General features: G+C 72.1%; 21 protein-coding genes. 18 read left to right on the top strand and 3 right to left on the bottom strand.

The window, feature by feature from the left end; genetic code table 11:
* Positions 1–155 precede the first annotated feature (155 nt).
* Together IEZ08_RS07480 and IEZ08_RS07475 are read left to right on the top strand one after the other, a co-directional pair.
* Positions 156–539: a tetratricopeptide repeat protein gene (locus IEZ08_RS07480; RefSeq protein WP_229802966.1), complete on the top strand. Its 384-nt coding sequence runs from the start codon at positions 156–158 to the stop codon at positions 537–539.
* Between the two features lie 401 nt (positions 540–940).
* Entirely contained in the window at positions 941–1,984 is a 1,044-nt protein-coding gene (locus IEZ08_RS07475) for an HAD-IIA family hydrolase (protein ID WP_068924190.1), read from the top strand.
* 183 nt (positions 1,985–2,167) lie between these two features.
* On the opposite strand, the gene IEZ08_RS07470 is transcribed toward IEZ08_RS07475, so the two are convergent.
* Complete coding sequence (locus tag IEZ08_RS07470) at positions 2,168–2,515, bottom strand: SCP2 sterol-binding domain-containing protein (protein WP_068924189.1); 348 nt, start codon at positions 2,513–2,515, stop codon at positions 2,168–2,170.
* 175 nt (positions 2,516–2,690) lie between these two features.
* Between IEZ08_RS07470 and IEZ08_RS07465 the strand changes: the two genes are divergently transcribed.
* The 13 genes from IEZ08_RS07465 to pssA all read left to right on the top strand — a co-directional run bounded on the left by IEZ08_RS07465 (position 2,691) and on the right by pssA (position 16,843).
* Positions 2,691–3,860 (top strand): coiled-coil domain-containing protein, encoded by a 1,170-nt coding sequence (locus IEZ08_RS07465; protein WP_189241890.1) that lies wholly within the window; start codon positions 2,691–2,693, stop codon positions 3,858–3,860.
* Positions 3,857–4,132, top strand: a complete 276-nt coding sequence (locus IEZ08_RS07460) for a hypothetical protein (RefSeq protein WP_189241889.1) — start codon at positions 3,857–3,859, stop codon at positions 4,130–4,132. The genes IEZ08_RS07465 and IEZ08_RS07460 overlap by 4 nt, the downstream gene beginning before the upstream one ends.
* Positions 4,129–4,947 (top strand): TlyA family RNA methyltransferase, encoded by an 819-nt coding sequence (locus IEZ08_RS07455; protein WP_068924186.1) that lies wholly within the window; start codon positions 4,129–4,131, stop codon positions 4,945–4,947. Before IEZ08_RS07460 ends, IEZ08_RS07455 begins: the two co-directional genes overlap by 4 nt.
* 26 nt (positions 4,948–4,973) lie before the next feature.
* Complete coding sequence (locus IEZ08_RS07450) at positions 4,974–5,879, top strand: NAD kinase (protein WP_068924185.1); 906 nt, start codon at positions 4,974–4,976, stop codon at positions 5,877–5,879.
* A gap of 136 nt (positions 5,880–6,015) precedes the next feature.
* A complete protein-coding gene (recN, locus tag IEZ08_RS07445; protein ID WP_068924184.1) occupies positions 6,016–7,725 on the top strand; it encodes a DNA repair protein RecN in 1,710 nt (569 codons plus the stop codon).
* A 103-nt stretch (positions 7,726–7,828) separates the two neighbouring features.
* The gene (steA, locus tag IEZ08_RS07440) at positions 7,829–9,031 is read left to right on the top strand and encodes a putative cytokinetic ring protein SteA (protein ID WP_068928901.1); all 1,203 of its coding nucleotides are present in this window, start codon (positions 7,829–7,831) and stop codon (positions 9,029–9,031) included.
* Positions 9,028–10,053 (top strand): copper transporter, encoded by a 1,026-nt coding sequence (locus tag IEZ08_RS07435; RefSeq protein ID WP_189241888.1) that lies wholly within the window; start codon positions 9,028–9,030, stop codon positions 10,051–10,053. The genes steA and IEZ08_RS07435 overlap by 4 nt, the downstream gene beginning before the upstream one ends.
* A gap of 5 nt (positions 10,054–10,058) precedes the next feature.
* Entirely contained in the window at positions 10,059–10,922 is an 864-nt protein-coding gene (locus IEZ08_RS07430) for a hypothetical protein (RefSeq protein WP_189241887.1), read from the top strand.
* Positions 10,922–12,694, top strand: a complete 1,773-nt coding sequence (gene murJ, locus IEZ08_RS07425) for a murein biosynthesis integral membrane protein MurJ (protein WP_189241886.1) — start codon at positions 10,922–10,924, stop codon at positions 12,692–12,694. Before IEZ08_RS07430 ends, murJ begins: the two co-directional genes overlap by 1 nt.
* 76 nt (positions 12,695–12,770) lie before the next feature.
* Positions 12,771–14,006 carry a glycosyltransferase family 4 protein gene (locus IEZ08_RS07420; protein ID WP_068928900.1) on the top strand — a complete coding sequence of 412 codons (1,236 nt, stop codon included), beginning with the start codon at positions 12,771–12,773 and terminating at the stop codon, positions 14,004–14,006.
* 254 nt (positions 14,007–14,260) lie between these two features.
* Positions 14,261–15,250 (top strand): TerC family protein, encoded by a 990-nt coding sequence (locus IEZ08_RS07415; protein WP_068924182.1) that lies wholly within the window; start codon positions 14,261–14,263, stop codon positions 15,248–15,250.
* A 128-nt stretch (positions 15,251–15,378) separates the two neighbouring features.
* Positions 15,379–16,026, top strand: coding sequence for a phosphatidylserine decarboxylase (locus IEZ08_RS07410; protein WP_068924181.1), 648 nt, complete (start codon positions 15,379–15,381; stop codon positions 16,024–16,026).
* On the top strand, positions 16,013–16,843 hold the full coding sequence (pssA, locus tag IEZ08_RS07405) for a CDP-diacylglycerol--serine O-phosphatidyltransferase (RefSeq protein ID WP_068924180.1): 831 nt from the start codon (positions 16,013–16,015) through the stop codon (positions 16,841–16,843). Before IEZ08_RS07410 ends, pssA begins: the two co-directional genes overlap by 14 nt.
* Positions 16,844–16,979: 136 nt before the next feature.
* On the opposite strand, the gene IEZ08_RS07400 is transcribed toward pssA, so the two are convergent.
* Positions 16,980–17,621, bottom strand: a complete 642-nt coding sequence (locus IEZ08_RS07400; protein ID WP_068924179.1) for an MBL fold metallo-hydrolase — start codon at positions 17,619–17,621, stop codon at positions 16,980–16,982.
* Positions 17,618–18,421, bottom strand: a complete 804-nt coding sequence (locus tag IEZ08_RS07395) for a maleylpyruvate isomerase family mycothiol-dependent enzyme (protein ID WP_189241885.1) — start codon at positions 18,419–18,421, stop codon at positions 17,618–17,620. Before IEZ08_RS07395 ends, IEZ08_RS07400 begins: the two co-directional genes overlap by 4 nt.
* A 384-nt stretch (positions 18,422–18,805) precedes the next feature.
* Between IEZ08_RS07395 and uvrA the strand changes: the two genes are divergently transcribed.
* From uvrA to IEZ08_RS07380, 3 genes are all read left to right on the top strand, one after another.
* Complete coding sequence (uvrA, locus tag IEZ08_RS07390) at positions 18,806–21,646, top strand: excinuclease ABC subunit UvrA (RefSeq protein ID WP_068924177.1); 2,841 nt, start codon at positions 18,806–18,808, stop codon at positions 21,644–21,646.
* A gap of 118 nt (positions 21,647–21,764) precedes the next feature.
* Positions 21,765–22,205, top strand: coding sequence for a Rieske (2Fe-2S) protein (locus IEZ08_RS07385; protein WP_189241884.1), 441 nt, complete (start codon positions 21,765–21,767; stop codon positions 22,203–22,205).
* 183 nt (positions 22,206–22,388) lie between these two features.
* Complete coding sequence (locus tag IEZ08_RS07380) at positions 22,389–22,856, top strand: Rieske (2Fe-2S) protein (protein WP_068924176.1); 468 nt, start codon at positions 22,389–22,391, stop codon at positions 22,854–22,856.
* The last annotated feature ends 33 nt before the right edge of the window (positions 22,857–22,889 follow it).

The raw sequence follows: 22,889 nt of genomic DNA, 5'->3' as shown, positions 1-22,889 counted from the left end.
GTGCTGCCAGGTCGGTCAGGGGATCGGTCAGATCTTCCGTCTGTCGATGAAGGAGGCCTCACATAATGGTCCAAGGACGTGATCACGCGTCTGATTCCCCCGGTTCCGAGGAAGGCACGCCGGCGGGGGGAGTCTACGACTGGTTCCAGCGTGGGATGAAGCTCCTGTCGGAGGGGAGCCCCGCGGCCGCCGCCGCGCTGCTGGAACGCGCCGCCGACGCCGAACCCGAGTCACGGAGCATCCGCGAGGCACTGGCTCGCGCCCAGTTCAACTCCCGCCAGTACGCCGACGCGGCCGACAGTTTCCGCTGGATCGTCAACACCAATCCGACCGAAGATTACGCTTATTTCGGGCTGGGCCTCTCCCTGTGGCGGACCGGCGACATGGAAGCGGCTCAGGAACCGCTCGCCATCGCCGCCGCGATGAGACCCGATCAGCGGCACTACGTCTCGGCGCTGAGAAGCGTCCGCGCCACGCTGCAGGCCCGCAAGGATGACCCGGAGGGATCCTGGAGCGAATGGACACCCCCCGCGGAGTGATACGGGGGTACGGTTCCTCCTCCACGACGGCGGGGCTTCGCGGACTCTGGAGCAGTACGGATACGCGTCCGGAGGCGTCCCCTCACGGGAGGAGGACCTCCTTCCGGAGTTGACCGGAGACCGTGGGCGTGGCCTCCGAACCGTCCAGAGGGCCGGCCCATCCTTCGGCGTCCGGCCCGTCCTCCGGCGTCGGGTCCACCCGGAGGATGAGCCCACCCCTTGATATGGTCTTGGCGTTCGCGGCGATCGCGGGAACTCACCGCCGGACCGGCGGCGGCAGGGCGTGGGGCCCTCAGCGGCGGGCGGTCCCCGAAACGCCGGCCACCTCACCGACCCCAGTCACCGACCTCAGGGTCGGGGCCCCGGACCCATCCGCGGGGAAGACGTCAAGGAATGAACGGGTGCACGCAAAGACGCTGGCCGACGGCTACGACACCCTCCTGCTGGACCTGGACGGAGTGGTGTACCTCGGCCGCAACGCCGTACCGGGCGCTCCGGAGGCGCTGCAACGGGCGAAGGACCGGGGGGTACGGCTCGCCTACGTCACCAACAACGCCTCCCGGACCCCCGGAGCCATCGCCCAGCATCTCAGCGGGCTCGGTGCCCCCGCGACCCCCGAGGACATCGTCACCTCCGCCCAGGCGGCCGCCCGGCTGATCGCCGAGCGGTTCGGGCCGGGGGCGGCGGTCCTGGTCGTCGGAGGCATGGGCCTGCGCGGCGCGCTGCGGGCCCACGGGCTGCGTCCGGTCAGCACCGCGCTGGACGAACCGGTGGCAGTGGCGCAGGGCATCGCTCCCGACCTCTCCTACGGGCTCCTGGCGGAGGGCACGCTGGCCGTACGGCGGGGCGCCCTGTTCGTGGCGGCGAACGGGGACTCGACCATGCCGACCGGGAGAGGCGAACTTCCCGGCAACGGCGCCATGACGCGGGTGATCGCCACCGCGACCGGGGTGGAGCCGATCGTCGCGGGCAAGCCGGAGCCGCCACTGCACCGCGAGTCGATCCTGCGCACCGGCGCCCGACGGCCGCTGGTGGTCGGCGACAGGCTCGACACCGACATCGAGGGGGCGGCCAACGCCGGGACGGACAGCCTGCTGGTGCTCACCGGCGTGGCGGGCCCGCTCGACCTGCTGACAGCCGCTCCTCGGCACCGGCCCACCTACATCGCCGCCGACCTGTCCGCCCTGCACCGGCCGTACCCTCACCCGCGTCGCGACGGGGAGGAGTGGCTCTGCGGCGGGTGGAGCGCCCGCTGGACGGCCGGTGAGGGACTCCGTCTCGAGGCGCGGGCGAACGCAGGCGATGGAGATCCCGTCGACGGTCTCAGGGCCGCCTGCGCCGCGGCCTGGCAGGCCGCCGGTGACGGAGCGGCCGACGAGGACGCGGTGAAGGCCGTCCTTGAGACGCCGGCCCTGGGGAACACGCCGGGCGGAAGATCACACTGATCGGCCGGGCCGGACGGGGTACGGCCCGGCCGCCCGCCCCTCCAGCGCCGCGGCGAAGAGGAGCCTGCGCAGGCGGAGAACGTGGGTGAGGGAACGTCGGCACGGGGGTGCTCCGGGGGAGAGCCCGCGCAGGCGGAGACAGGAAAGCCGGGTGAGAGGGAGCCGGTCCTCCGGACGGGCCCGTCAGAGGAGTTTGCGCAGGCGGAAAAGGTCTCCGAGGCTGGCGTCGACCTTGACGCGGCCGCCGAACACCGCGCGTCCCATGTCGAGCTCCCCGTTGACCAGGGCGACCAGGTCGTCACTGGCGAGGGTCAGTTTCACTTCGGCGGGTGCGCCGTCGGCCGGTGGGTGTTCGTCGAACGGGCCGAGACCGCCGTGGTGGATACGGCCGTAGAAAGTCACTCCGAGATCGCTGATGTGGCAGCTGATGGAGCGCTCGACCACGTGCTTGGCGCGGCTCTCCTGGTCAACCTCGTCGAACTGCTCGCCGAGTTTCCGCAGTGCCACCCGGCACTCGTCGACGGTCGCCATCGAGTGGCGCTCCTTTCATTCCGGACCGGTCCGAATTCCTTTATCTACGGACGGTAGCGTTCCACATAGACACAATGCGCGATCCAGCACGCGGGGGTGTGCTGGAAAGGAGGCTGCTGCCATGGTGTTCGAAGCACTGCGGGGGTATGTCCAGGGAGCCACCGGCCTTACCGAGATGACAACGAGCAAGGCCCGCGTGATAGTTCGCGACCTGATCGCCTCTGGGGAGGCGGGACTGTTCCAGATGTCGGGCCAGGTCGACAAGCTGGCCAAGGAACTCGTCGCGACGGGCAAGGCCAACCGCGACCAGCTCAACGAGGTGGTCAGGAACGAGGTCGACCGCTTGCTCGGCGTACTCGACCTGGCCCGCACCGAGGACCTCGACCGGCTCAGGAGTCAGGTCGCGGACCTGGAGGCCAGACTCGCCGAGTCCGGGAAGGCGTCCACGGCCAAGGCCACCACGTCCAGGGCGAGCGCGTCCAGGACCACCGGGACCAAGACCACCGGGACCAAGGCCGCCGCCGGGTCCGCAGCGGGGACGGCGGCGGCGATCAAGGCGGCCACGGAGGGCAAGGCGCCCGTGGCCAGGGCCGCCAAGCCCCTGAAGACCGCCGGGACGGCCGCCCGGCCGCCCCGGGCCGCCGCGGCGGGTGCGTCGGCGGGCAGGACGGCGGCCACGCGGGGCCGTACGGCAGGGGAGAAGGCCGCGTCCGGGGAGAGGGCCGCGACCACGCGGGGCGGCCGTACCGCCGCCACGGCGCCTGCCGAGAAGGAGGCACTGGAGGTCGTTCCGGCGACCGGCGCGGCGCGGAGGACCGCGGAGAGCGGGCTGGTGACCAGCCCGGCCAAGGAAGCCGTCGACGACGCGCTGGGCGCCGGGGACGCGCCGACCGCCGCGGGGACCACCGGGGCGGGGAGCGCCTCCAGGACTGCCGCGAAGACGGCCGGAGGAAAGACCTCCACGGCGAAGACCTCTGCAACGAAGACCTCTGCAACGAAGGCCGCTGCGGGGAAAGACACGAAGGCGGCCGCGGAGAAGCCCGCCGCGAAGACTGCCACCGCCAAGGCCGCCACCGCGAAGGCCGCCACGACGACCAGGGCGAGGAAGACGGTGACAGCGGGCGCCTCGGGCACCGGTACCGGGAAGACGGCCGCCACCGCCGGGACGGGGAGGACGGCGGCGAAGGGCACGCGGAAGGCCGGAGGGGCCCTCGCCGCGGCCACCGCCGGGACGACGGAGGCCGGTGGTTCCGATACGGTCGAGGAGCTCACGGGCGAGACGGCCGGAACGCCGCGCGCCCGTAGGACCAGGAAGACGACGAGCAGCTCCGGAGGGGGCGCATGACGGACCTGCCGGAAGGGACCGGTGACGAGCGGGTGGACGCGGCACTGGGCGGCCTCGCCGTACTCGGTGAGCTGCCCGTCGCGGCGCACCCGGGTGTGTTCGAGGAGGTGTTCGCCGGGCTGGAGCGGGCGCTCGCCGCCGCGGACGGCACGGGGCCGGCCACGGCTGACGGCACGGCCGGCGGCACGATGCCCACGGCAGCCGACGGCGCCACGGACAGCACGGGCGCCACGGACGGTACGGCGGACGACACTCCGGACCAGCCGCAGTGAGCCGCCGGGCGCGCCTCGACAGCGAGCTCGTCCGCCGGAAGCTGGCCCGTTCCCGGGAGCACGCGGCCCAGCTCATCGAGGCGGGGCGGGTCGCCGTCGGCGGGCGGACGGCGGCCAAGCCCGCCACCCAGGTCGACACCGCCTCGGCGATCACGGTCGCCGAGGCGGCGGAGGGTCCCGACTACGTCTCGCGGGGGGCGCACAAACTCGTCGGCGCCCTGGAGGCGTTCGGCCCGAGGGGCCTGACCGTCGAGGGGCGGCGCTGCCTGGACGCCGGGGCCTCCACCGGCGGCTTCACCGACGTGCTGCTGCGCAACGGCGCGGCGCACGTGCTCGCCGTCGACGTGGGGTACGGCCAGCTCGCCTGGTCGCTGCGGACCGACGAGCGGGTCACCGTCATGGAACGGGTCAACGTCAGGGACCTGACCCCCGGCATGGTCGGTGAGCCTCCCACGCTGATCGTCGGCGACCTGTCGTTCATCTCCCTGCGGCTCGTACTCCCCGCTCTGATCGCCTGCGCGGCTCCGGAGTCCGACTTCGCGATGCTGGTCAAGCCGCAGTTCGAGGTGGGGAGGGAACGCGTCGGCGCGGGCGGGGTCGTCAGAGACCCCGCGTTGCGCGCCGAGGCGGTGCAGGATGTGGCGGAGGCCGCGCAGTCGCTCGGCCTGACCGTGCGGGGCGTCACCGCGAGCCCTCTGCCGGGCCCGTCGGGCAACGTCGAGTACGTGATCTGGCTGGGCAAGGGAGAGGGCGCCCCGCCGGTTCCGGATGTCGCGACCGAGATCGGACGAGCGGTGGCCGAAGGCCCCCAATAGTGGCGATCCCCCCGAAAGAGTGGAACATGACAACCAGGCGCACCGTGCTGGTCACCGCCCACACCGGGCGGAAGGCGGCAGTCGACAGCGCTCGGCTGGTGATCAGCCGTCTCGTGGAGGCCGGCGTGGCCGTCCGTGTGCTCAGCGCGGAGGCGGAGGCCGTGGCCTGTGCGGGGGCCCACACGGTTCCCGCGGGACTGGCCGCCGTCCAGGACGCCGAGATGATGATCGTGCTCGGCGGGGACGGCAGCCTGCTGCGCGCCGCGGAACTGGCCCGCCCGGCCGGGGTGCCGTTGCTCGGCGTCAACCTCGGGCATGTCGGCTTCCTGGCCGAGGCGGAGGTGGAGGACCTGGCGAGCGCGGTCGACTGCGTGGTGGAGGGCCGCTACGACGTGGAGGAGCGGATGACCGTCGAGGTCACCGCCCGCCTCAACGGGCAGCTGCTGGCCGACACGTGGGCGCTCAACGAGGCGACCGTGGAGAAGCGGGAGCGCATGCTCGAAGTGGTCGCCGAGATCGACGGGCGCCCGCTGTCCCGCTGGGGCTGCGACGGGGTCATCTGCGCCACGCCGACCGGCTCCACCGCCTACGCGTTCTCCGCGGGCGGTCCCGTGGTCTGGCCCGAGGTGGAGGCCCTGCTGCTGGTGCCGATCAGCGCGCACGCGCTGTTCGCCCGGCCGCTGGTGGTCTCGCCCCGCTCCGCGCTGGCGCTGGAGATCCAGCCCCAGACGGCGGGCGCGGTGCTGTGGTGCGACGGCCGCCGCCGGTTCGACCTGCCCGCGGGCGCGCGGGTCGAGGTCCGCAGGGGAGAGCTCCCCGTACGGCTTGCGCGGCTGCACGGGGTGGAGGACACCGGGGCGCCGTTCACCGACCGGCTGGTGGCCAAGTTCGATCTCCCCGTTCAGGGGTGGCGCGGCCGGATGCGGCCGTAGTCTGATGGTCCTGCCCGGGGGCGAGACGACCGGGTGCGGTCATAATCTGTCCGGGCGGTCGCGGCTTCGAGCGCGTAGGATCGTGCCCGCGAACCGCACTGGTGTTCGGGTGGATTCGATGTGACAGGAGGGACCCGTGCGACCCAGGGTCGAGGAGGTCCGCATCCAGGGACTCGGCGTGATCGACGAGGCGGTCCTGGAGCTATCACCGGGATTCACCGTGGTCACGGGTGAGACCGGCGCGGGCAAGACCATGGTGGTGACCGGTCTGGGGCTGCTGTTCGGCGGCCGGGCCGACCCCGCCCGGGTCCGTCCCGGCGCCGACCGGGCCACCGTCGAGGGCACACTTGTGATCGACCCCGCCAGCCGGGTGGCCCAGCAGGTGGAGGACACCGGCGGGGTGCTGGAGGACGGCGAGCTGATCATCTCGCGCACCGTCTCCGTCGAGGGCCGCAGCCGGGCCTGGCTGGGCGGGCGGAGCGTCCCGGTGGGCACGCTCACCTACCTCGCCGACGACCTGGTGGCCGTGCACGGGCAGATGGACCAGCAGCGGCTGCTCCAGCCGGGCCGCCAGCGCGCCGCGCTCGACCGCTATGCGGGCGACGACCTCGTCAAGCCGCTGCGCGCCTACGAGCAGGCCTACAAGCGCCACCGGCAGGTCGCCGAGCAACTGGACGAGCTGACCGCCCGGGCCAGGGAGCGCGCCCAGGAGGCCGATCTGCTCAGGTTCGGGCTGGAGGAGGTCGAGAAGACCGATCCCAAGGCCGGCGAGGACGTCGCGCTCCGCGAGGAGGAGGAACGGCTCTCCCACGCCGACGCGCTCAGGAGCGCGGCGGAGACCGCCCACGCGGCGCTGCTCGGCGACCCGATGGCCGGCGAGCAGATCCAGGACGCCGTCTCCCTGGTCGGGCAGGCCCGCGCCGCCGTCGAGGCGGTCCGCGACGTCGACCCCGCGCTGGCCGGGATCGCCGACCGGCTCGCCGAGGCCGGTTACCTGCTGTCCGACGTCGCCACCGAGCTGGCCGCCTACTCCGAGTCGGTGGAGGCCGACCCGGCGCGCCTGGCGGCCGTGCAGGAGCGCCGGTCCGTGCTCACCCACCTCATCCGCAAGTACGGCGAGGACACCGCGGCGGTGCTCGGCTGGGCCGAGCGGGCCGCGATCCGCCTGACCGAGCTGGAGGGGGACGACGACCGGATCGCCGACCTCACCCGCGAGCACGAGGAGCTCACCGGCCGTCTCACCGAGCTGGCCGCCGAGCTCACGAGGGTCCGTACGGCCGCGGCCGAGCGGTTCGGTCAGGCCGTCACCGAGGAGCTCACCGCCCTGGCGATGCCGCACGCCCGCGTCGTGGTCGTCATCACCCAGGCCGCCGAGTTCGGCCCGCACGGCCTGGACGAGGTCGAGCTGCGCATGTCCCCGCACCCGGCCGCGCCGCCGCTGCCGCTGAACAAGGGCGCCTCCGGAGGCGAGCTGAGCCGTGTCATGCTCGCCATCGAGGTGGTGTTCGCCGGTGCCGACCCGGTGCCGACGTTCGTGTTCGACGAGGTCGACGCGGGCGTCGGCGGTAAGGCCGCGGTCGAGATCGGGCGGCGGCTCGCCCGTCTCGCCCGTACCGCGCAGGTGATTGTGGTCACCCACCTGCCCCAGGTCGCGGCCTTCGCCGACCAGCACCTGGTGGTGGAGAAGGACAGCGACGGCAGCGTCGTGCGCAGCGGCGTGGTCGCCCTCGACAGGGACGGCCGGACCCGCGAGCTCTCCCGCATGCTGGCCGGTCTGGAGGACTCCGAGCTCGGCCGGGCGCACGCCGAGGAACTCCTCGCGATAGCCGCCGCCGACAAGGGATGAGCGCTCCGGGTTTCCGCTCCGGCCAGACGATCTACTGTGACAAGGTTGACACACGTCCGGGTACTTGGCTCACCTGCTCGTTTCCTCTGGCAGGATGGTCATGATGAAGGTGCCGACTGACGAGCTTCACCGCAGGCTCACGGGTTACCTCCGCCGCAGGAAGGTCGACGACCTTCCCGGGGTGACGGCAGTGGCGAGGATCGACCGGCGGACCAAGAGGCTGACCAAGCGCCTCAAGCCCGGAGAGATCGCGATTATCGATCACGTCGACGTCGACCGGGTGAGCGCGGAGGCGCTTGTCGCGTGTGGCGCGGCGGGCGTTGTCAACGTTGCCGCGGGCATCAGCGGACGCTACCCCAACCTGGGGCCGCAGATCATCGTCGAGGCCGGCGTGCCGTTCGTCGACAACGCCACCCCCGAGCTGTTCGAGCGTGTCCGGGACGGTGACCTGGTCCGCCTGCACGAAGGCGTCGTCTACCTCGGTGACGAGATCGTCGGCAAGGGCGAGGCGCAGACGGCCGACACCATCGGGGCGGCGATGGCCGAGGCGCGCGCCGGGCTGGCCGTGCAGATCGAGGCGTTCGCCATCAACACGATGGAGTACGTCCGGCGCGAGAGCGACCTGCTCATCGACGGGGTCGGCGTGCCCGACGTCCGTACCGCCATGGAGGGCAGGCACGTTCTCATCGTGGTGCGCGGCTACCACTACAAGGAGGACATCGCCGCCCTGCGCCCCTACATCCGGGAGTACCGCCCGGTCATGATCGCGGTGGACGGCGGCGCCGACGCCCTGCTGGAGGCCGGTTACACGCCCGACGTGATCGTGGGGGACTTCGACTCGGTCTCCACCAAGGCGCTGACCTGCGGCGCCGAGCTGATCGTGCACGCCTACCGGGACGGCCGCGCGCCGGGGCTGGAGCGGGTGGAGCAGCTCGGTCTCACCGCGGTGCTCTTCCCGTCGACGGGCACCAGCGAGGACATCGCGATGCTGCTGGCCGACGACAAGGGCGCCGAGCTGATCGTCGCGGTCGGCACCCACTGGACCCTGGAGGAGTTCCTCGACAAGGGCCGCTCGGGCGCGGCCAGCACCTGGCTGACCCGCCTGCGGGTGGGCAGCAAGCTCATCGACGCCAAGGGCGTCAGCCGGCTCTACCGGAGCCGGATCTCCACCCCCTCCCTGCTCGTGCTCGTCGTCACCGCCCTGGTCACCATGGGGGTGGCGGTCTTCTCCACCCCGGTGGGCAGCATCTGGCTGGGTGACGCCTGGAACGCCTTCGTCTTCTGGTTGGTCGGACTCTTCTCGTGATCGATTTCCGTTATCACCTCGTCTCCATCATCGCGATCTTCGTCGCGCTCTCGGTCGGCATCGTGCTGGGCACGACCCTGCTCGAGGAGCCGACCCTGCAGGCCACCGAGGCGGTCGCCAGCGCGCTCGGCGACGAGAACGGCAAGCTCCGCGCCCAGAACGAGGTCCTGCTCGACACGAAGACGGGCCAGGAGTCCTTCGTCGCCGCGCACACCCCCGAACTCGTCCGGGGCAGCCTGGCCGGGGAGACCGTCGTGATCGTGGAGGCCCCCGCCGTCGCGGCGGGCATGACCGACGCCGTACGGCAGGTGCTCGAGCAGGCCGGGGCGACCGTGACCGCCCAGGTCACCCTCGCCGACAAATACCTGGACCCCGCCCAGTCCGTCCTGATCGACCGGCTGGCCACCGGGATCAAGCCGGCCGACCTGGTCTTCCCCGCCGAGGACGGCCCCTACGACAAGGCCGCCGCGGTGCTCGCCAGCGCGCTCGTGACCGTGGCCCCCGACCAGGCGGGCAAGGAGAACCCGGCCGCCGGCGGCGTCATCGACGCCTTCCAGCGCGCTGAACTGCTCACCGTGACCGCGGGCGGATCCGCCGAGACCGAGCACATCGCCAGGGCGGGCACGGCCGTGGTGATCACCCCCGCGGACCCGTACGCCGGGGAGAACGCCGCGACCCAGGCGGGCGCGCTCGTCTCGCTCGCGCTCGGCCTGGACGAGGGCTCCCGGGGCACCGTGCTGGCCGGTCCGGCGTCCTCCGCCACGACCGGCGGCGTCGTCACCGCCCTCCGCGAGGGCGCCGCGGCGGAGAAGGTCTCCGGGGTGGACACCGCCGATATGCCCGCGGGACGGGTCGTGGTGGTCTACGCTCTGCGGGAGCAACTGTCCGGGAACACCGGTCAGTACGGCATCGGCCCGGGCGCTCCGGCCTTCGAGCCGAGCCCGCCGTCGCCGGAGGCCACCCTGTCCCCGTCGCCGGAGGCCACTCCGTCCCCGCCGTCCACGGCCACCTCTGGAGGGTGATTCCGATGGCCCGTCGCGCCCTTCTCGGCGCTCTCGCCGGCGCCGCGCTCGGCGCGGTGGCCGCCCGCGCCGCCTACGCCGCCTTCACCCGCAGGCCGCCGGTCGGCGACGCCGAGACGTGGAACCGGACCAACCACCGGGGCGAGCCGATCACCCTGCTCGAAGGCCCGGCCCTGGTCGCGGGCGCGGCCGCGGCGGCCGCGGCGGCCCCCGGCCTGCCCGCCGGGACGCGCGCGGCCGCGCTGCTGGCCGTGGCGGGCAGCGGGGTCCTGGGCGCCTACGACGACCTGTACGGCGTGACGACCTCCAAGGGATTCCGCGGTCACCTGGGCGCGCTGTCCAAGGGACAGGTCACCAGCGGCGCCGTGAAGATCCTCGGCATCGGCGCGACCGGCCTGGCCGCCGCCGCCCTGACCTCGCCCGGCCCGGCCGACACCCTGGTCAACGGCGCGCTGGTCGCCGGGAGCGCGAACCTGGCCAACCTCTTCGACCTGCGCCCCGGCCGCGCGATCAAGGTCGGCCTGCTCGGCGGCGCGCCGCTGCTGGCCGCCGCGGTCCTGCGGGACGCCCCCGTTCCGGCGGCGCTGGTCGCCGGAACCCTCGGCGCCGCGGCGGCGCTCCTGCCCGAGGACCTGGGCGAGCGGTCGATGCTGGGCGATGCCGGAGCCAACGCGCTGGGCGCGCTGCTCGGCCTGGCCGCCACCGCCACTCTCGGCCGTCCCGGCCGCCTGGCGGTGCTCGGCACCGTGGTCGCGCTGACCGCCGCCTCCGAGAAGATCAGCTTCACCCGGGTCATCGCGGGCAACCGCGTGCTCAACCGGATCGACATGCTCGGCCGCCGTCCCGTGGAGCAGGCACCCGCCCACTGATGATCAAAAAGATCGGTCAGGGGGTCGCGGGAGCGGCGCTCCTCATCGGGATCGTGACCGTCGCGGCCCGGCTCGTCGGCTTCGGCCGGTACTACGTCCAGTCGCAGACCGTCGCCAACTCCTGCCTCAGCACCGCCTACAACACCGCCAACTACGTACCGAACATCATCTTCGAGCTGGTCGCGGGGGGCGCGCTGGCCGGGATGGCGGTCCCGGTGCTCGCCGCAGCGGCCTCGCGTTCCGCCGACGACCCGCGGGCGAAGGACGAGGTGGGGTGGATCACCTCGGCGCTGCTCACCTGGACGCTGCTGGCTCTGGTCCCGCTGACCCTGCTGATCGCGCTCTTCGCCGGGCCGATCGTCGCGCTGCTGGTCGGCGACATGGGCGGTGCCACGGGAACCGGCCGGTGCGGCGACGTCGCCCAGGTGATCGGGGTCGGGGCGGACATGCTGGTCGTCTTCGCCCCCCGGATGATTTTCTTCGGGCTCGCCGTGGTCCTGTACGGCGTGCTCCAGGCGCACCGGAGGTTCCTGGGCCCGGCCCTGGCCCCGCTGGTCTCCAGCCTGCTGATCGTCGCTTCCCACCTGGCCTTCGAGGCGGCGAACGGCGAGGCGGCCGGTGACCTGGGCGCGCTGACCGACACCGGGGAGCTGATCCTGTCCCTCGGGGCGACGGTCGCCGCCGCCGCCATGGTCGTGACCGTGATCGGCCCGGTGTCCCGGCTCCGCCTCCGGCTCCGTCCGTCGCTGTCCTTCCCGCCGGGGGTGGGAGCGCGGGCCCGGCAGCTCGCCGTGGCGGGCCTCGCCGTCCTCGTCGCCCAGCAGATCGCGCTGACCACGGTGGTCATGCTGACCAACGACATCGGCGGGGACGGAGCCGTCGGCGTCTACACCTACGCCTGGGCGCTGTACCAGCTGCCCTTCGCGGTGCTGGCGGTCCCGATCGCGACCACTTCCTTCCCCACGCTGTCCACCCGCGCGGCCGAGGGGGACCGGGAGGGCTTCGACGGCCTGGCCGCCTCGACCACGCGGGTGGTCCTGCTGGCCATGGGACTGGCGGCGGGGGTGATGGCGGCGGTCGCCACCCCCGTGGCGCGCGTGTTCCTGGAGGGCACCGACGGCGGCGTCCCCGCGGAGATGGCCGCGGGCGTCACGCTGTTCGCCCCGGGGCTGGTCGGATACGCGCTGATGACGCACCTCGCCCGGGTGCTGTACGCCTGCGGCCGGGGACGTTCGGCGGCCCTGGCCTCCGTGGCGGGATGGGGTGTGGCGCTGGGAGCGCAGATCGTGCTCGCGTCGGCCACCGGGAGCCCGGAGGGCGTGGTGGGGCGGCTGGCGCTGGGCAGCACGGTCGGGATGACCGTGGGCGGCATCCTGCTGGTCCTGGCGGTGCTGCGGGCCCGGGGGAGGGGGGCCCTGGCGGGGGTCTGGCGGGCGCTGCTCGCCTCCGCGGCCGGTGGGGCCGCCGCGTACGGGGCCGGGCTGGCCGTCGTGACGGCCTTCGGCGAGGTGTCCAAGTTGATGTGCGTGCCGGTCGGGGCGGGCGCCGCCGTGGTGGGAGCGGTGGCGTTCTCGGCGGTGGCCGCGGTGCTCGACGGGCCGGACGCCCGCGTGCTGCTGCGGCGGGTCCCGCTGCGCCGGGGCGGCGGCACAGGGAACGGCGGGGCCGCGGACGCCGGGAAGGCGCGGGGCGGGGCCGAGGCCGCAGACGCCGGGGGCGGGAGCACGGGCGGGGACGGGGCCGCGGACAGGGATGGAGTCACCGGTGGCTGAGACGGGACCGCCGGAGGCGGGGAAGGGACCACGGATGGCGGAGACCGGATCGCCGGAGGCGGGGAAGGGACCACGGATGGCGGAGACCGGACCGCGGGTGGCGTTCGTGCTGGGGACCAGCGCGGGCGGGGTCGGGCGGCACGTGGCCATGCTGGCCGCCGGGCTGGTACGGCGCGGACACCGCGTGGTGGTGGCCGGGCCGCCGAGCACCGAGGAGACCTTCGGCTTCACCCGGCACGGCGCCCGGTTCGTCCCCGTCCCCATCTCCGACCGGCCGCGTCCGGGCGGTGACCTGCGGGCGGTCCGGGTGCTGCGAGGGCTGCGCGGGGCGGACGCCGTACACGCGCACGGGCTGCGTGCCGGGGCGCTGGCGGCCCTCGCCCTGACCGGGACCCGGACCGGGCTGGTGGTGACCCTGCACAACGCCGCCACGGCGGGGGGAGTCGTCGGTGCGATCTACGGGGTCCTGGAGCGGATCGTCGCCCGCCGCGCCGACCGGATCCTGGTCGTCTCGCCCGATCTCGGCGACCGGATGACCGCCCTGGGCGCCGGGCACGTCGAGGCCGCCGTCGTTCCCGCGCCCGAACTGGCCGCGTCGGGGCGGAGCCCGGAGGAGGTCCGCGCGGAGCTGCTGAGCTCCGTGGAGGCCGTGGGGCCGGCGGAACCCGGGGAATCCCCGGAATCCGGGGAGTCGGCAGAGCCGGAGCCGGCGGAGCGCGGGGAACCCGGGGGCGCGGATCGGCCGATCCTGCTGACCGTGGCCCGGCTCGCCCAGCAGAAGGGCCTGGAGACCCTCCTCGATGCGGCGGCCTCCTTCGCCCCCGGTTCGGCGCCGGAGAGGAGGGCGCTGTTCCTCGTCGCGGGGGACGGGCCACTCCGGGGGGAGCTGCAGCGGCGGATCGACGCGGAGGGGCTGCCGGTGCGGCTGCTGGGCGACCGGCGTGACGTCGGTGACCTGCTGGCGGTGGCGCGGGCGCTGGTGGTGCCGAGCCGCTGGGAGGGGCAGCCGCTGAGCGTGCAGGAGGCGCTGCGCTCCGGGACGCCGGTCGTGGCCACCGCCGTCGGGGGCATCCCCCCGATGGTGGGACGCGGCGGGGTGCTGGTGCCGTACGGCGACGCCGCCGCCATGAGCGAGGCGGTCCGCAGGATTCTCACCGACGACGAGTTCGCCCGGGAGCTGGCGCGGGAGGCCGGCAGGCGGGGCGGGGAACTGCCCGGGGAGCGGGAGGCGCTGGAGGCCGTCCTGGCGGTCTACGCCGGACTCGATCGGGCGGGCACTCCGGGGACTGACCTCCGAGAAAAGCTGATCTAGGGGGATTTGCGGAAGTTTGACGACGTCGGCCGAAGACGGGAACAAGCGGGGGCTCCCGCGGGTTGAATTAGGCGCCGCCAAGCTCAATCCCTATACTGGCTTGGTTAGGGGGGGAGTATCCCTTCGCGACAGTCTCGTCATCACGGTGCCGCCTCAATCCACGAGGCCCCCGGGGCTGTCGGTCCGCACGCGATCTTCGCTGGGCGGGAGAGACCTCCGGCATTCAGTCATGCGCGCCGGAGGGTTGTCAAACCATGATCATACCTGCCTGGGCATGGGCCGCCGTCATCGTCGGTCTGCTCCTGGTTCTCGCCTTCGACCTGTGGATCGTCGACCGGGGCGAGCCCCGGGAGTTCTCGATGCGGCAGGCCAGCTTCTGGGTCGGCTTCTATGTCACGCTCGCCGTCGTCTTCGGCATCGTGTTGTGGGCCACCGCGGGACCGACCTCGGCAGGTGAGTTCTTCGCCGGCTACATCACCGAATACAGCCTGAGCGTCGACAACCTCTTCGTCTTCTACATCATCATGACCCGCTTCGCGGTGCCCAGGATGTACCAGCACAAGGTCCTGCTGGTCGGCATCCTGATGGCCCTGGTCATGCGCGGCATCTTCATCGCCGTCGGGGCCGCCGCCCTGGCGAACTTCAGCTGGCTGTTCTACGTCTTCGGGCTCTTCCTGATCTACACCGCGGTGCAGCTCGTCCGCCAGCACGGCCAGGAGGACGACGTCCCCGAGAACGCGGTCCTGCGCTGGGCCCGCCGGGCGCTGCCGCACACCGACGACTACGTGGGATCCAAGGTCACCGTCAAGATCAACGGCAAGCGGTTCGTCACCCCGATGCTGATCGTCATGATCGCCATCGGCACCACCGACCTGCTCTTCGCGCTCGACTCGATCCCGGCGATCTTCGGTCTCACCACCGACCCGTTCATCGTCTTCACCGCCAACGCGTTCGCGCTGATGGGCCTGCGCCAGCTCTACTTCCTGCTGGGCGGCCTGCTCCAGCGCCTGGTCTACCTCAGCTACGGCCTGGCGTTCATCCTCGGGTTCATCGGGGTTAAGCTGATCCTCGAGGCGCTGCACTCCAGCCACGTCTCCTGGGCGCCTGAGATCCCGATCGCGGTCTCGCTGTCCGTCATCGGCGTCACCATGGTGATCACCACTGTGCTGAGCCTCGTCAAGTCCCGGCGTGACACCCGCAAAGGCAACGAAATCACCACCTCCGCGGAGGCCAAGCAGGGCTAGCGGATTGGCAGGGGAGGCGCTTTGCTTGTCTCGTTGCGCCGTAAAAGGGCAGTGGGATCGGTAGCATCCTCCCCCAGGGCGGGTAGACATACCGGTCTATAGCCGCAAGACATCACAAAAGGTTCCCTGTGTCCCACGATTCAGTAAGCCATCGGCCAGGCCGCGTCCGGTTGGCGCGTGGCGTCTCCCCGTGGCTGTTGCCGACGGTGGCCGCGACCGCCGCCACCTCGCTGCTCAGCCGCCGCGACCCCCGCTGGGCGCTGGCGGCGGTCCCGCTGTCCGCGCTCACCGGCGCCATGCTCTGGTTCTTCCGCGATCCGGAGCGCGTGCCGGGCGACGCGCGGATCCTGTCGCCCGCCGACGGCGTGGTGCAGAGCATCGATCCGTGGCCGGACGGCCGTACCCGGGTTGCGATCTTCATGAGCCCGCTCAACGTGCACGTCAACCGCGCGCCGCTGGCCGGTACGGTCACCTCGGTGGAGCACGTCCCCGGGGGGTTCGTGCCGGCCTTCAACAAGGACAGCGACCTGAACGAGCGGGTCGTGTGGCACCTGGACACCGCGCTCGGCGACATCGAGTTCGTCCAGATCGCGGGCGCGGTCGCCCGCCGCATCGTGCCCTACGTGCGGGCGGGCGCCAAGGTGGACAGGGCCGAACGCATCGGGCTGATCCGGTTCGGCTCGCGGGTGGACGTCTACCTGCCGGAAGGCGTCACCCCCGCGGTGTCCGTCGGCCAGAAGACCGTCGCGGGGGTGACCGGCCTTGACCACGGCTGACGCGGGCTGGCCTCTGGAAGAGGCGGACGACGAGCCCAGAGGACCCGTCGGCAAGGCGTTCCGGCTCTCGGCCGCCGACTCCCTGTCCCTGGGCAACGCGCTCTGCGGCTTCCTCGCCGTCTGCGTCCTGGCCTGGTCGGCCATCACCTCCCTCCAGCAGACCGGCAAGTTCTCGGCCGACCCCCGGTTCTTCGGGACCGCGGTGGTGCTGCTGCTGCTCGGCGCGACGTGCGACCTGTTCGACGGCCTGGTGGCCCGTAAGTTCCGCGCCTCGGCGATGGGCGCGGAGCTCGACAACCTCGCGGACGTGATCAGCTTCGGCTTCGCCCCCGCGTTCATGGTCGTCATCTGGGCGGGCTTCAACCCGAAGGTGCCGTTCGTCCTGGTGATGGTCGCGGCGGCGTCGGTGCTGCTGGCCGGGGTCATCCGGCTCGCGCGCTTCGCCTGCGTGAAGACCAAGAGCGGCGACTTCATGGGCCTGCCCATCCCGATGGGCGCCATGACCGTGGTCTCGATCGTCCTGCTGTTCCCGCCGTCGATCTGGGCCGTGCTGCCCATCTTCGGCATCGCCTACCTGATGGTCAGCCGGATCGAGTACCCCAAGCCCAAGGGCAACCTGGCCGCCGGCGTGCTCGCCTGGATGATGATCAACGTCGCCTGCCTGACCATCTGGGCCGCGGGCCTGGCCGGGGGCGACCGGCTCATCCAGGTGGGCGCCGTCATGCAGGTGGCGATCGTGGCCGCGATCCCGCTGCGCATCCTGATGTTCAAGCACGAGAAGCGCAAGGAGCGCAAGGAGACCGGGCGCGTCGGCTGACGCGCCCGGTGGCGACACGACGGGATCGGCCCGGCCGGAGTGATCCGGCCGGGCCGATCCCGTTCCCGTGCCCCGGCGTGCCGCCTGTGTCCCGGGGTGCCGCCCGTGGGCCGGGCGGGCGTCCGGCCGGACGCCTCTACCAGCCGCGCTCCCGCCACTCCGGCAGGGACGGGCGCTCGGCGCCGAGCGTGGTGTCCCTGCCGTGGCCCGGGTAGACCCAGGTCTCGTCGGGGAAGCGGTCGAAGATCCGCTCGGACACGTCCGCGAACAGCTGGGCGAAGCGCTCGGGGTCCTTGTTGGTGTTGCCGACCCCGCCGGGGAAGAGCGAGTCGCCGGTGAACAGGTGGCCGTTGTAGTGCAGGGCGATGGAACCGGGCGTGTGCCCGCGCAGGTGGATGACCTCCAGGTCGACCACGCCGACGGTGACCTTGTCGCCGTGCTCGACCGTCAGGCCGACGGGGACGGGCAGCGCCGGGGCGTCCAGCGGATGGGCGATCACCAGGGCGCCGGTGGCCCGGGCGACCTCCTCCAGGGCCTGCCAGTGGTCGCCGTGCTGGTGGGTCGTGACGATCCTGCCGATCGGCATGCCGCCGATGAGGTCCAGCAGCCGGTCGGCCTCGGCGGCGGCGTCGATCAGCAGCCCGTCGCCGGTGTCGTTGCACCGGATCAGGTAGGCGTTGTTGTCGAACGGCCCGACCGCCAGCTTCGAGATCGTCACGGCGGGCAGCTCGCGGACGTCGGCGGGGCCGCCGACCTGCACGTCGCCGGTGTAGCTCATGGATAGTCCTCCGGAGGTGTCGCGGGAAGGCCGGGGGCGGCGGTCATGGTCAGCCACGGCGGCGGCGCGGGTAGCGGCCCGGCGGCTGGCTCGTTGCCCGTGGCCCCCTCCCGCATCACCCTAAGGCCCGCCCCGGCCGAGCGTCCGCTCAGCCAGGCCAGCAACGTCCGCGCGTCTCCCTGGACGACGGGCCCGGAACCGAGCCCGCGCCAGACCTGGCGGTGCTTGTGGTCGTCCTTGACCTCCTCCACCACGATCTCGCTGACCGGGCTCAGCTCGCGGGGCCAGCAGACCATCGTGTCGTGCAGTTCGCGCCGGACGAAGGCGTCCGGCCAGGCGGAGCAGTCGTATCCGGCGCCGAGGTCCACGTGGTGGAACTCGGTCTCGCGTAGCCGCCGGACCAGCAGATACCAGGCGGGGTGCGGGGGCGGTCGCATCCCGCCGACCATCGCCGACCACGCCTGCGGGGGCAGGCCGCGGAAGGCCGCCGCGAGCCGTGCCGCGCTCTCCTCCAGGTCGGCGAGCTGTTGCTTGACGGGCCGTGCGGCTCCCGCCGCGATGGCGGCGTCGCGGCTCTCCACGCTGGCGTACTGCGGGGTCTCGACGCCCGTTCTGGCCCATTCCGTGAGGTTGACCAGGCTGTCGGCGTTGCGGGCGACGTGGGTGACCAGGTGGCCGCGGGTCCAGCCGGGCAGCCGGGAGGGCGCCGCCAGATCGGCGTCGGACAGCCCGGCCACGGTGGCGAGGAGGCGGTCGGTCGAGGCGGCGAGTTCGGACTGGAGCGCGTCTAGGACATCCATTCTCCTACTCCACCACCGCGGCGGAGGCCGTTCCAGGGAGGGAACGGGGAAGTTCGGCCGGCCAGGAGCGCCGGCGGAAGGAAAGGGGAAGTTCCCGCGGCGGGGCCGTACGGCGGGGCGATGTGAAGGGGAGACGCCCCCGCCTGGTGTCACGGCGGGACGGCCCGGGCGGGAAACGATCCGCCGGGTGTCACGGCGGGACAGATCGGGTGAGAAGCGACCCGCCGGGTCCGGGGGAGGCCGTACTCTGGAACAGGTGGGAGACGCCGTCCTCGTGAGGAGACGGAGAAGTCCGTCCGCGGACGGTGCTCCGCGAAATTGTCGGACCCCGTCGCTAGTCTTCCCGCGACCGCTTCCAACCCTCTAACCGACGTCGGGACTGCTGTGGCTGACCGTCTCATCGTGCGTGGCGCACGTGAACACAATCTCAAGGACGTCTCGCTGGACCTGCCGCGAGACTCGCTGATCGTCTTCACCGGACTGTCCGGATCGGGCAAGTCCAGCCTGGCCTTCGACACCATCTTCGCCGAGGGCCAGCGGCGCTATGTCGAATCCCTCTCCGCCTACGCGCGGCAGTTCCTCGGGCAGATGGACAAGCCCGACGTCGACTTCATCGAGGGCCTGTCGCCCGCGGTGTCGATCGACCAGAAGTCGACCAGCCGTAACCCCCGTTCGACCGTCGGGACGATCACCGAGGTCTACGACTACCTGCGCCTGCTCTGGGCACGCATCGGCAAGCCCCACTGCCCGCAGTGCGGCCGCGCGATCGCCCGGCAGAGCCCGGAGCAGATCGTCGACCGGGTCATGGAGCTGCAGGAGGGCACCCGCTTCCAGGTGCTCGCCCCGGTGATCCGGGGCCGCAAGGGCGAATACACCGAGCTGTTCGGGCAGCTCCAGGCCAAGGGGTACGCCCGGGCCCGGGTCGACGGCGTGGTGGTCCGGCTGGACGATCCGCCGAAGCTGAAGAAGTACGAGAAGCACGACATCGAGGTCATCGTCGACCGGCTCGCGGTCAAGGAGAGCGCGCGCAGCCGCCTGACCGGCTCGGTGGAGACCGCCCTGCAGCTGTCGGGCGGCACGATCACGCTGGAGTTCGTCGACCTCCCGGAGGGCGACCCGAACCGCGAGCGCTTCTACTCCGAGCATCTCTACTGCCCCTACGACGACCTGTCGTTCGAGGAGCTGGAACCGCGGTCGTTCTCCTTCAACTCGCCCTTCGGCGCCTGCCCGGAGTGCACCGGTCTGGGCACCCGGATGGAGGTCGATCCGGAGCTGGTCGTGCCCGACCCGGAGGCGACCCTGGGCGAGGGCGCCCTGGCCCCCTGGTCGGGAGGCCACACCAGCGACTACTTCGAGCGCCTGGTCGAGGCCCTGGGCAAGGCCATGGGGTTCAACCTCGACACCCCCTGGGAGCGGCTGTCGAAGCAGGCGCAGAAGGCGCTGCTGCACGGCCACGACGAGCAGGTGCACGTCCGCTACAGCAACCGCTACGGCCGCCAGCGCTCCTACTACACCACCTTCGAGGGGGTGATCCCCTGGGTGCAGCGCCGGCACGCCGAGTCCGAGAGCGACGGCATGCGGGAGAAGTTCGAAGGCTACATGCGGGAGATCCCCTGCCCGGCGTGCAAGGGGGCCAGGCTCAAGCCGGTCTCGCTGGCCGTCACGGTGGACGGGCGCTCCATCGCCGAGGTCTCGTCCATGTCGATCGGCGAGTGCGCGACGTTCCTGGCCGGGCTGAAGCTGTCCGACCGCGACATGCAGATCGCCGAGCGGGTGGTCAAGGAGATCAACGCCCGGATGGGCTTCCTGCTCGACGTCGGCCTCGACTACCTCACCATGGACCGGGCGGCGGGCACCCTCGCGGGCGGTGAGGCGCAGCGCATCCGGCTGGCCACCCAGATCGGGTCGGGCCTGGTCGGCGTGCTCTACGTGCTCGACGAGCCGTCCATCGGCCTGCACCAGCGCGACAACCAGCGGCTGCTGGAGACGCTGATCCGGCTGCGCGACATGGGCAACACGCTCATCGTGGTCGAGCACGACGAGGACACCATCGCCGCCGCCGACTGGGTGGTCGACATCGGTCCCGGCGCGGGCGAGCACGGCGGCCAGGTCGTCGTCTCCGGCACGGTCCCGGAGCTGCTGGCCTGCGAGGAGTCGATGACCGGCGCCTACCTGTCCGGGCGCAAGACCATCGCGATCCCCGCCGAGCGCCGCAAGCGCGACCGCAAGCGGCAGATCACGGTCAAGGGCGCCCGCGAGCACAACCTCAAGGGCGTGGACGTGGAGTTCCCCCTCGGGGTGTTCACCGCGGTCACCGGTGTCTCCGGGTCCGGCAAGTCCACCCTGGTCAACGACATCCTCTACAACTCCCTGGCCAAGGACCTCAACGGCGCGCGCACGGTGCCCGGCCGGCACTCGCGCATCAACGGCATCGACCTGGTCGACAAGGTCGTGCACGTCGACCAGTCGCCCATCGGCCGCACCCCCCGCTCGAACCCGGCGACCTACACCGGTGTCTTCGACAAGGTCCGCGACCTGTTCGCGCAGACCACCGAGGCGAAGGTCCGCGGCTACGCCAAGGGCCGCTTCAGCTTCAACGTCAAGGGCGGGCGCTGCGAGGCGTGCTCCGGCGACGGCACCATCAAGATCGAGATGAACTTCCTGCCCGACGTGTACGTGCCGTGCGAGGTCTGCCACGGCGCGCGCTACAACCGGGAGACCCTGGAGGTCCACTACAAGGGCAAGACGATCTCCGAGGTGCTCGACATGCCGATCGAGGAGGCGCTCGACTTCTTCGACGCCATCCCCTCGATCAAGCGCTACCTCAAGACGCTGAACGACGTCGGCCTGGGCTACGTCCGGCTCGGCCAGCCCGCCACGACCCTGTCCGGCGGCGAGGCCCAGCGCGTCAAGCTCGCCTCGGAGCTGCAGCGCCGCTCCACCGGGCGGACGATCTACGTCCTGGACGAGCCGACCACCGGTCTGCACTTCGAGGACATCCGCCGGTTGCTGGGCGTGCTCGGCAAGCTCGTGGACGGCGGGAACACGGTCATCGTCATCGAGCACAACCTCGATGTGATCAAGACCGCCGACTGGATCATCGACATGGGTCCCGAGGGCGGTTCCCGGGGCGGCACCGTGGTCGCCACCGGCACGCCCGAGGAGGTCGCGCTGGTGGAGGCCAGCCACACCGGCCGCTTCCTGCGCAAGATCCTCGGCACCTGATCGAGGTCCGAGGCGGTCCCGCGGCCCCGCGGACCGCCCGGATTCGGGACCGGGCTCACCCGTCAATACTCTTGACGCCGAGCCCGGTTTCACGGGGGACATTGCGAGAAGGGCCGCGATGAGCGACAGCGACGGTTTCACCATGCCCGCAAGAAGTACGCCCACGCGAAGGAACGTGATCGGCGCCGCGGGCGCGGTGGCGTGCGGCGCGGCGCTGGCCGGATGCGGTACGGGCGAGCCCGCCCCGGCCAGCGTGCCGCCCGGCGTCAAGGGCCAGGTCATCGCCAAGGTCGCCGACGTGCCGGTGGGCGGCGGCACGGTGATCCACAAGTGGAAGATCGTGATCGCCCAGCCGACCTCGGGGGTGTTCAAGGCGTTCAGCGCCAGCTGCCCGCACCGGGGCTGCGCGGTCAGCCGCCCGGCCGACGGGCTCATCCGCTGCCCCTGTCACGGCAGCGAGTTCGACGCCACCTCCGGCAAGTGCCTCAAGGGGCCGGCGGGGGCCCCGCTGGTGGAGTTCCCGCTGAAGGTCGAGGGCGACGGCATCGTCATGCTCTGAGGGGTCAGGAAAAGTCGGGCATTAAGGGAGTTTCTAGGGCATAACCTAGGACTACTTAAAAGCCGGACACGAATGAGCCGAGGGTGTAAATCTTCACAGTCTCCTGACGCTCGGTGCGGCATGCTGAACCGTCATCGGGACGCGAGCCGTACCGAACAGAAAGAGGCTCCTGGGAGGGTGACCATGTCAGAGACGACGACACGGCGTGCGGTGATGCTCGGTGCGGGCGGTGTGGGGCTCGCCGCCGCGCTGACGGCCTGCTCGGGGTACGGCCAGCCGGCCGCGGAGGAGACGACCTCCGCCGAGCCCGCCCCCTCGTCCGCGCCCGAGACCGCCTCGGGGTCCGGCAGCGGGGACTCCGCGGCCAACGCCCTGGCCAAGACCGGTGACATCCCCGAGGGCGGCGGCAAGGTCTTCAAGGCCGAGAAGGTCGTGGTGACCCAGCCGACGGCGGGGGAGTTCAAGTGCTTCAGCTCCGTCTGCACCCACCAGGGATGCGACGTCGACGCGGTCGAGGGCGGCACCATCAACTGCCCCTGCCACGGCAGCAAGTTCAGCATCGCCGACGGGTCCGTCACCGACGGCCCGGCCAAGAAGCCCCTCCCGGAGAAGACCATCAAGGTCGACGGCGAGTCGATCACCCTGGCCTGATCGCCGCGGACGCCGTACCGCCGGGGCGAGGGC

The sequence above is a fragment of the Planobispora rosea genome (assembly GCF_014648175.1).
GTDB lineage: Bacteria > Actinomycetota > Actinomycetes > Streptosporangiales > Streptosporangiaceae > Planobispora > Planobispora rosea.
The sequence above is the reverse complement of the archived record's forward strand: the minus strand, read 5'-3'. Positions and strand labels throughout refer to the sequence as shown.

What these genes read in the sequence shown, in the direction of transcription:
- IEZ08_RS07450 (WP_068924185.1), top strand. Translation starts at nt 4,974, where the DNA reads ATGACAACCAGGCGCACCGTGCTGGTCACCGCCCACACCGGGCGGAAG.
- IEZ08_RS07395 (WP_189241885.1), bottom strand. Translation starts at nt 18,421, where the DNA reads ATGGATGTCCTAGACGCGCTCCAGTCCGAACTCGCCGCCTCGACCGAC.
- IEZ08_RS07415 (WP_068924182.1), top strand. Translation starts at nt 14,261, where the DNA reads ATGATCATACCTGCCTGGGCATGGGCCGCCGTCATCGTCGGTCTGCTC.
- murJ (WP_189241886.1), top strand. Translation starts at nt 10,922, where the DNA reads ATGATCAAAAAGATCGGTCAGGGGGTCGCGGGAGCGGCGCTCCTCATC.
- IEZ08_RS07400 (WP_068924179.1), bottom strand. Translation starts at nt 17,621, where the DNA reads ATGAGCTACACCGGCGACGTGCAGGTCGGCGGCCCCGCCGACGTCCGC.
- IEZ08_RS07470 (WP_068924189.1), bottom strand. Translation starts at nt 2,515, where the DNA reads ATGGCGACCGTCGACGAGTGCCGGGTGGCACTGCGGAAACTCGGCGAG.
- IEZ08_RS07465 (WP_189241890.1), top strand. Translation starts at nt 2,691, where the DNA reads ATGACAACGAGCAAGGCCCGCGTGATAGTTCGCGACCTGATCGCCTCT.
- IEZ08_RS07420 (WP_068928900.1), top strand. Translation starts at nt 12,771, where the DNA reads ATGGCGGAGACCGGACCGCGGGTGGCGTTCGTGCTGGGGACCAGCGCG.
- steA (WP_068928901.1), top strand. Translation starts at nt 7,829, where the DNA reads ATGAAGGTGCCGACTGACGAGCTTCACCGCAGGCTCACGGGTTACCTC.
- IEZ08_RS07385 (WP_189241884.1), top strand. Translation starts at nt 21,765, where the DNA reads ATGAGCGACAGCGACGGTTTCACCATGCCCGCAAGAAGTACGCCCACG.
- IEZ08_RS07380 (WP_068924176.1), top strand. Translation starts at nt 22,389, where the DNA reads ATGTCAGAGACGACGACACGGCGTGCGGTGATGCTCGGTGCGGGCGGT.
- IEZ08_RS07480 (WP_229802966.1), top strand. Translation starts at nt 156, where the DNA reads ATGAAGCTCCTGTCGGAGGGGAGCCCCGCGGCCGCCGCCGCGCTGCTG.
- IEZ08_RS07430 (WP_189241887.1), top strand. Translation starts at nt 10,059, where the DNA reads ATGGCCCGTCGCGCCCTTCTCGGCGCTCTCGCCGGCGCCGCGCTCGGC.
- IEZ08_RS07460 (WP_189241889.1), top strand. Translation starts at nt 3,857, where the DNA reads ATGACGGACCTGCCGGAAGGGACCGGTGACGAGCGGGTGGACGCGGCA.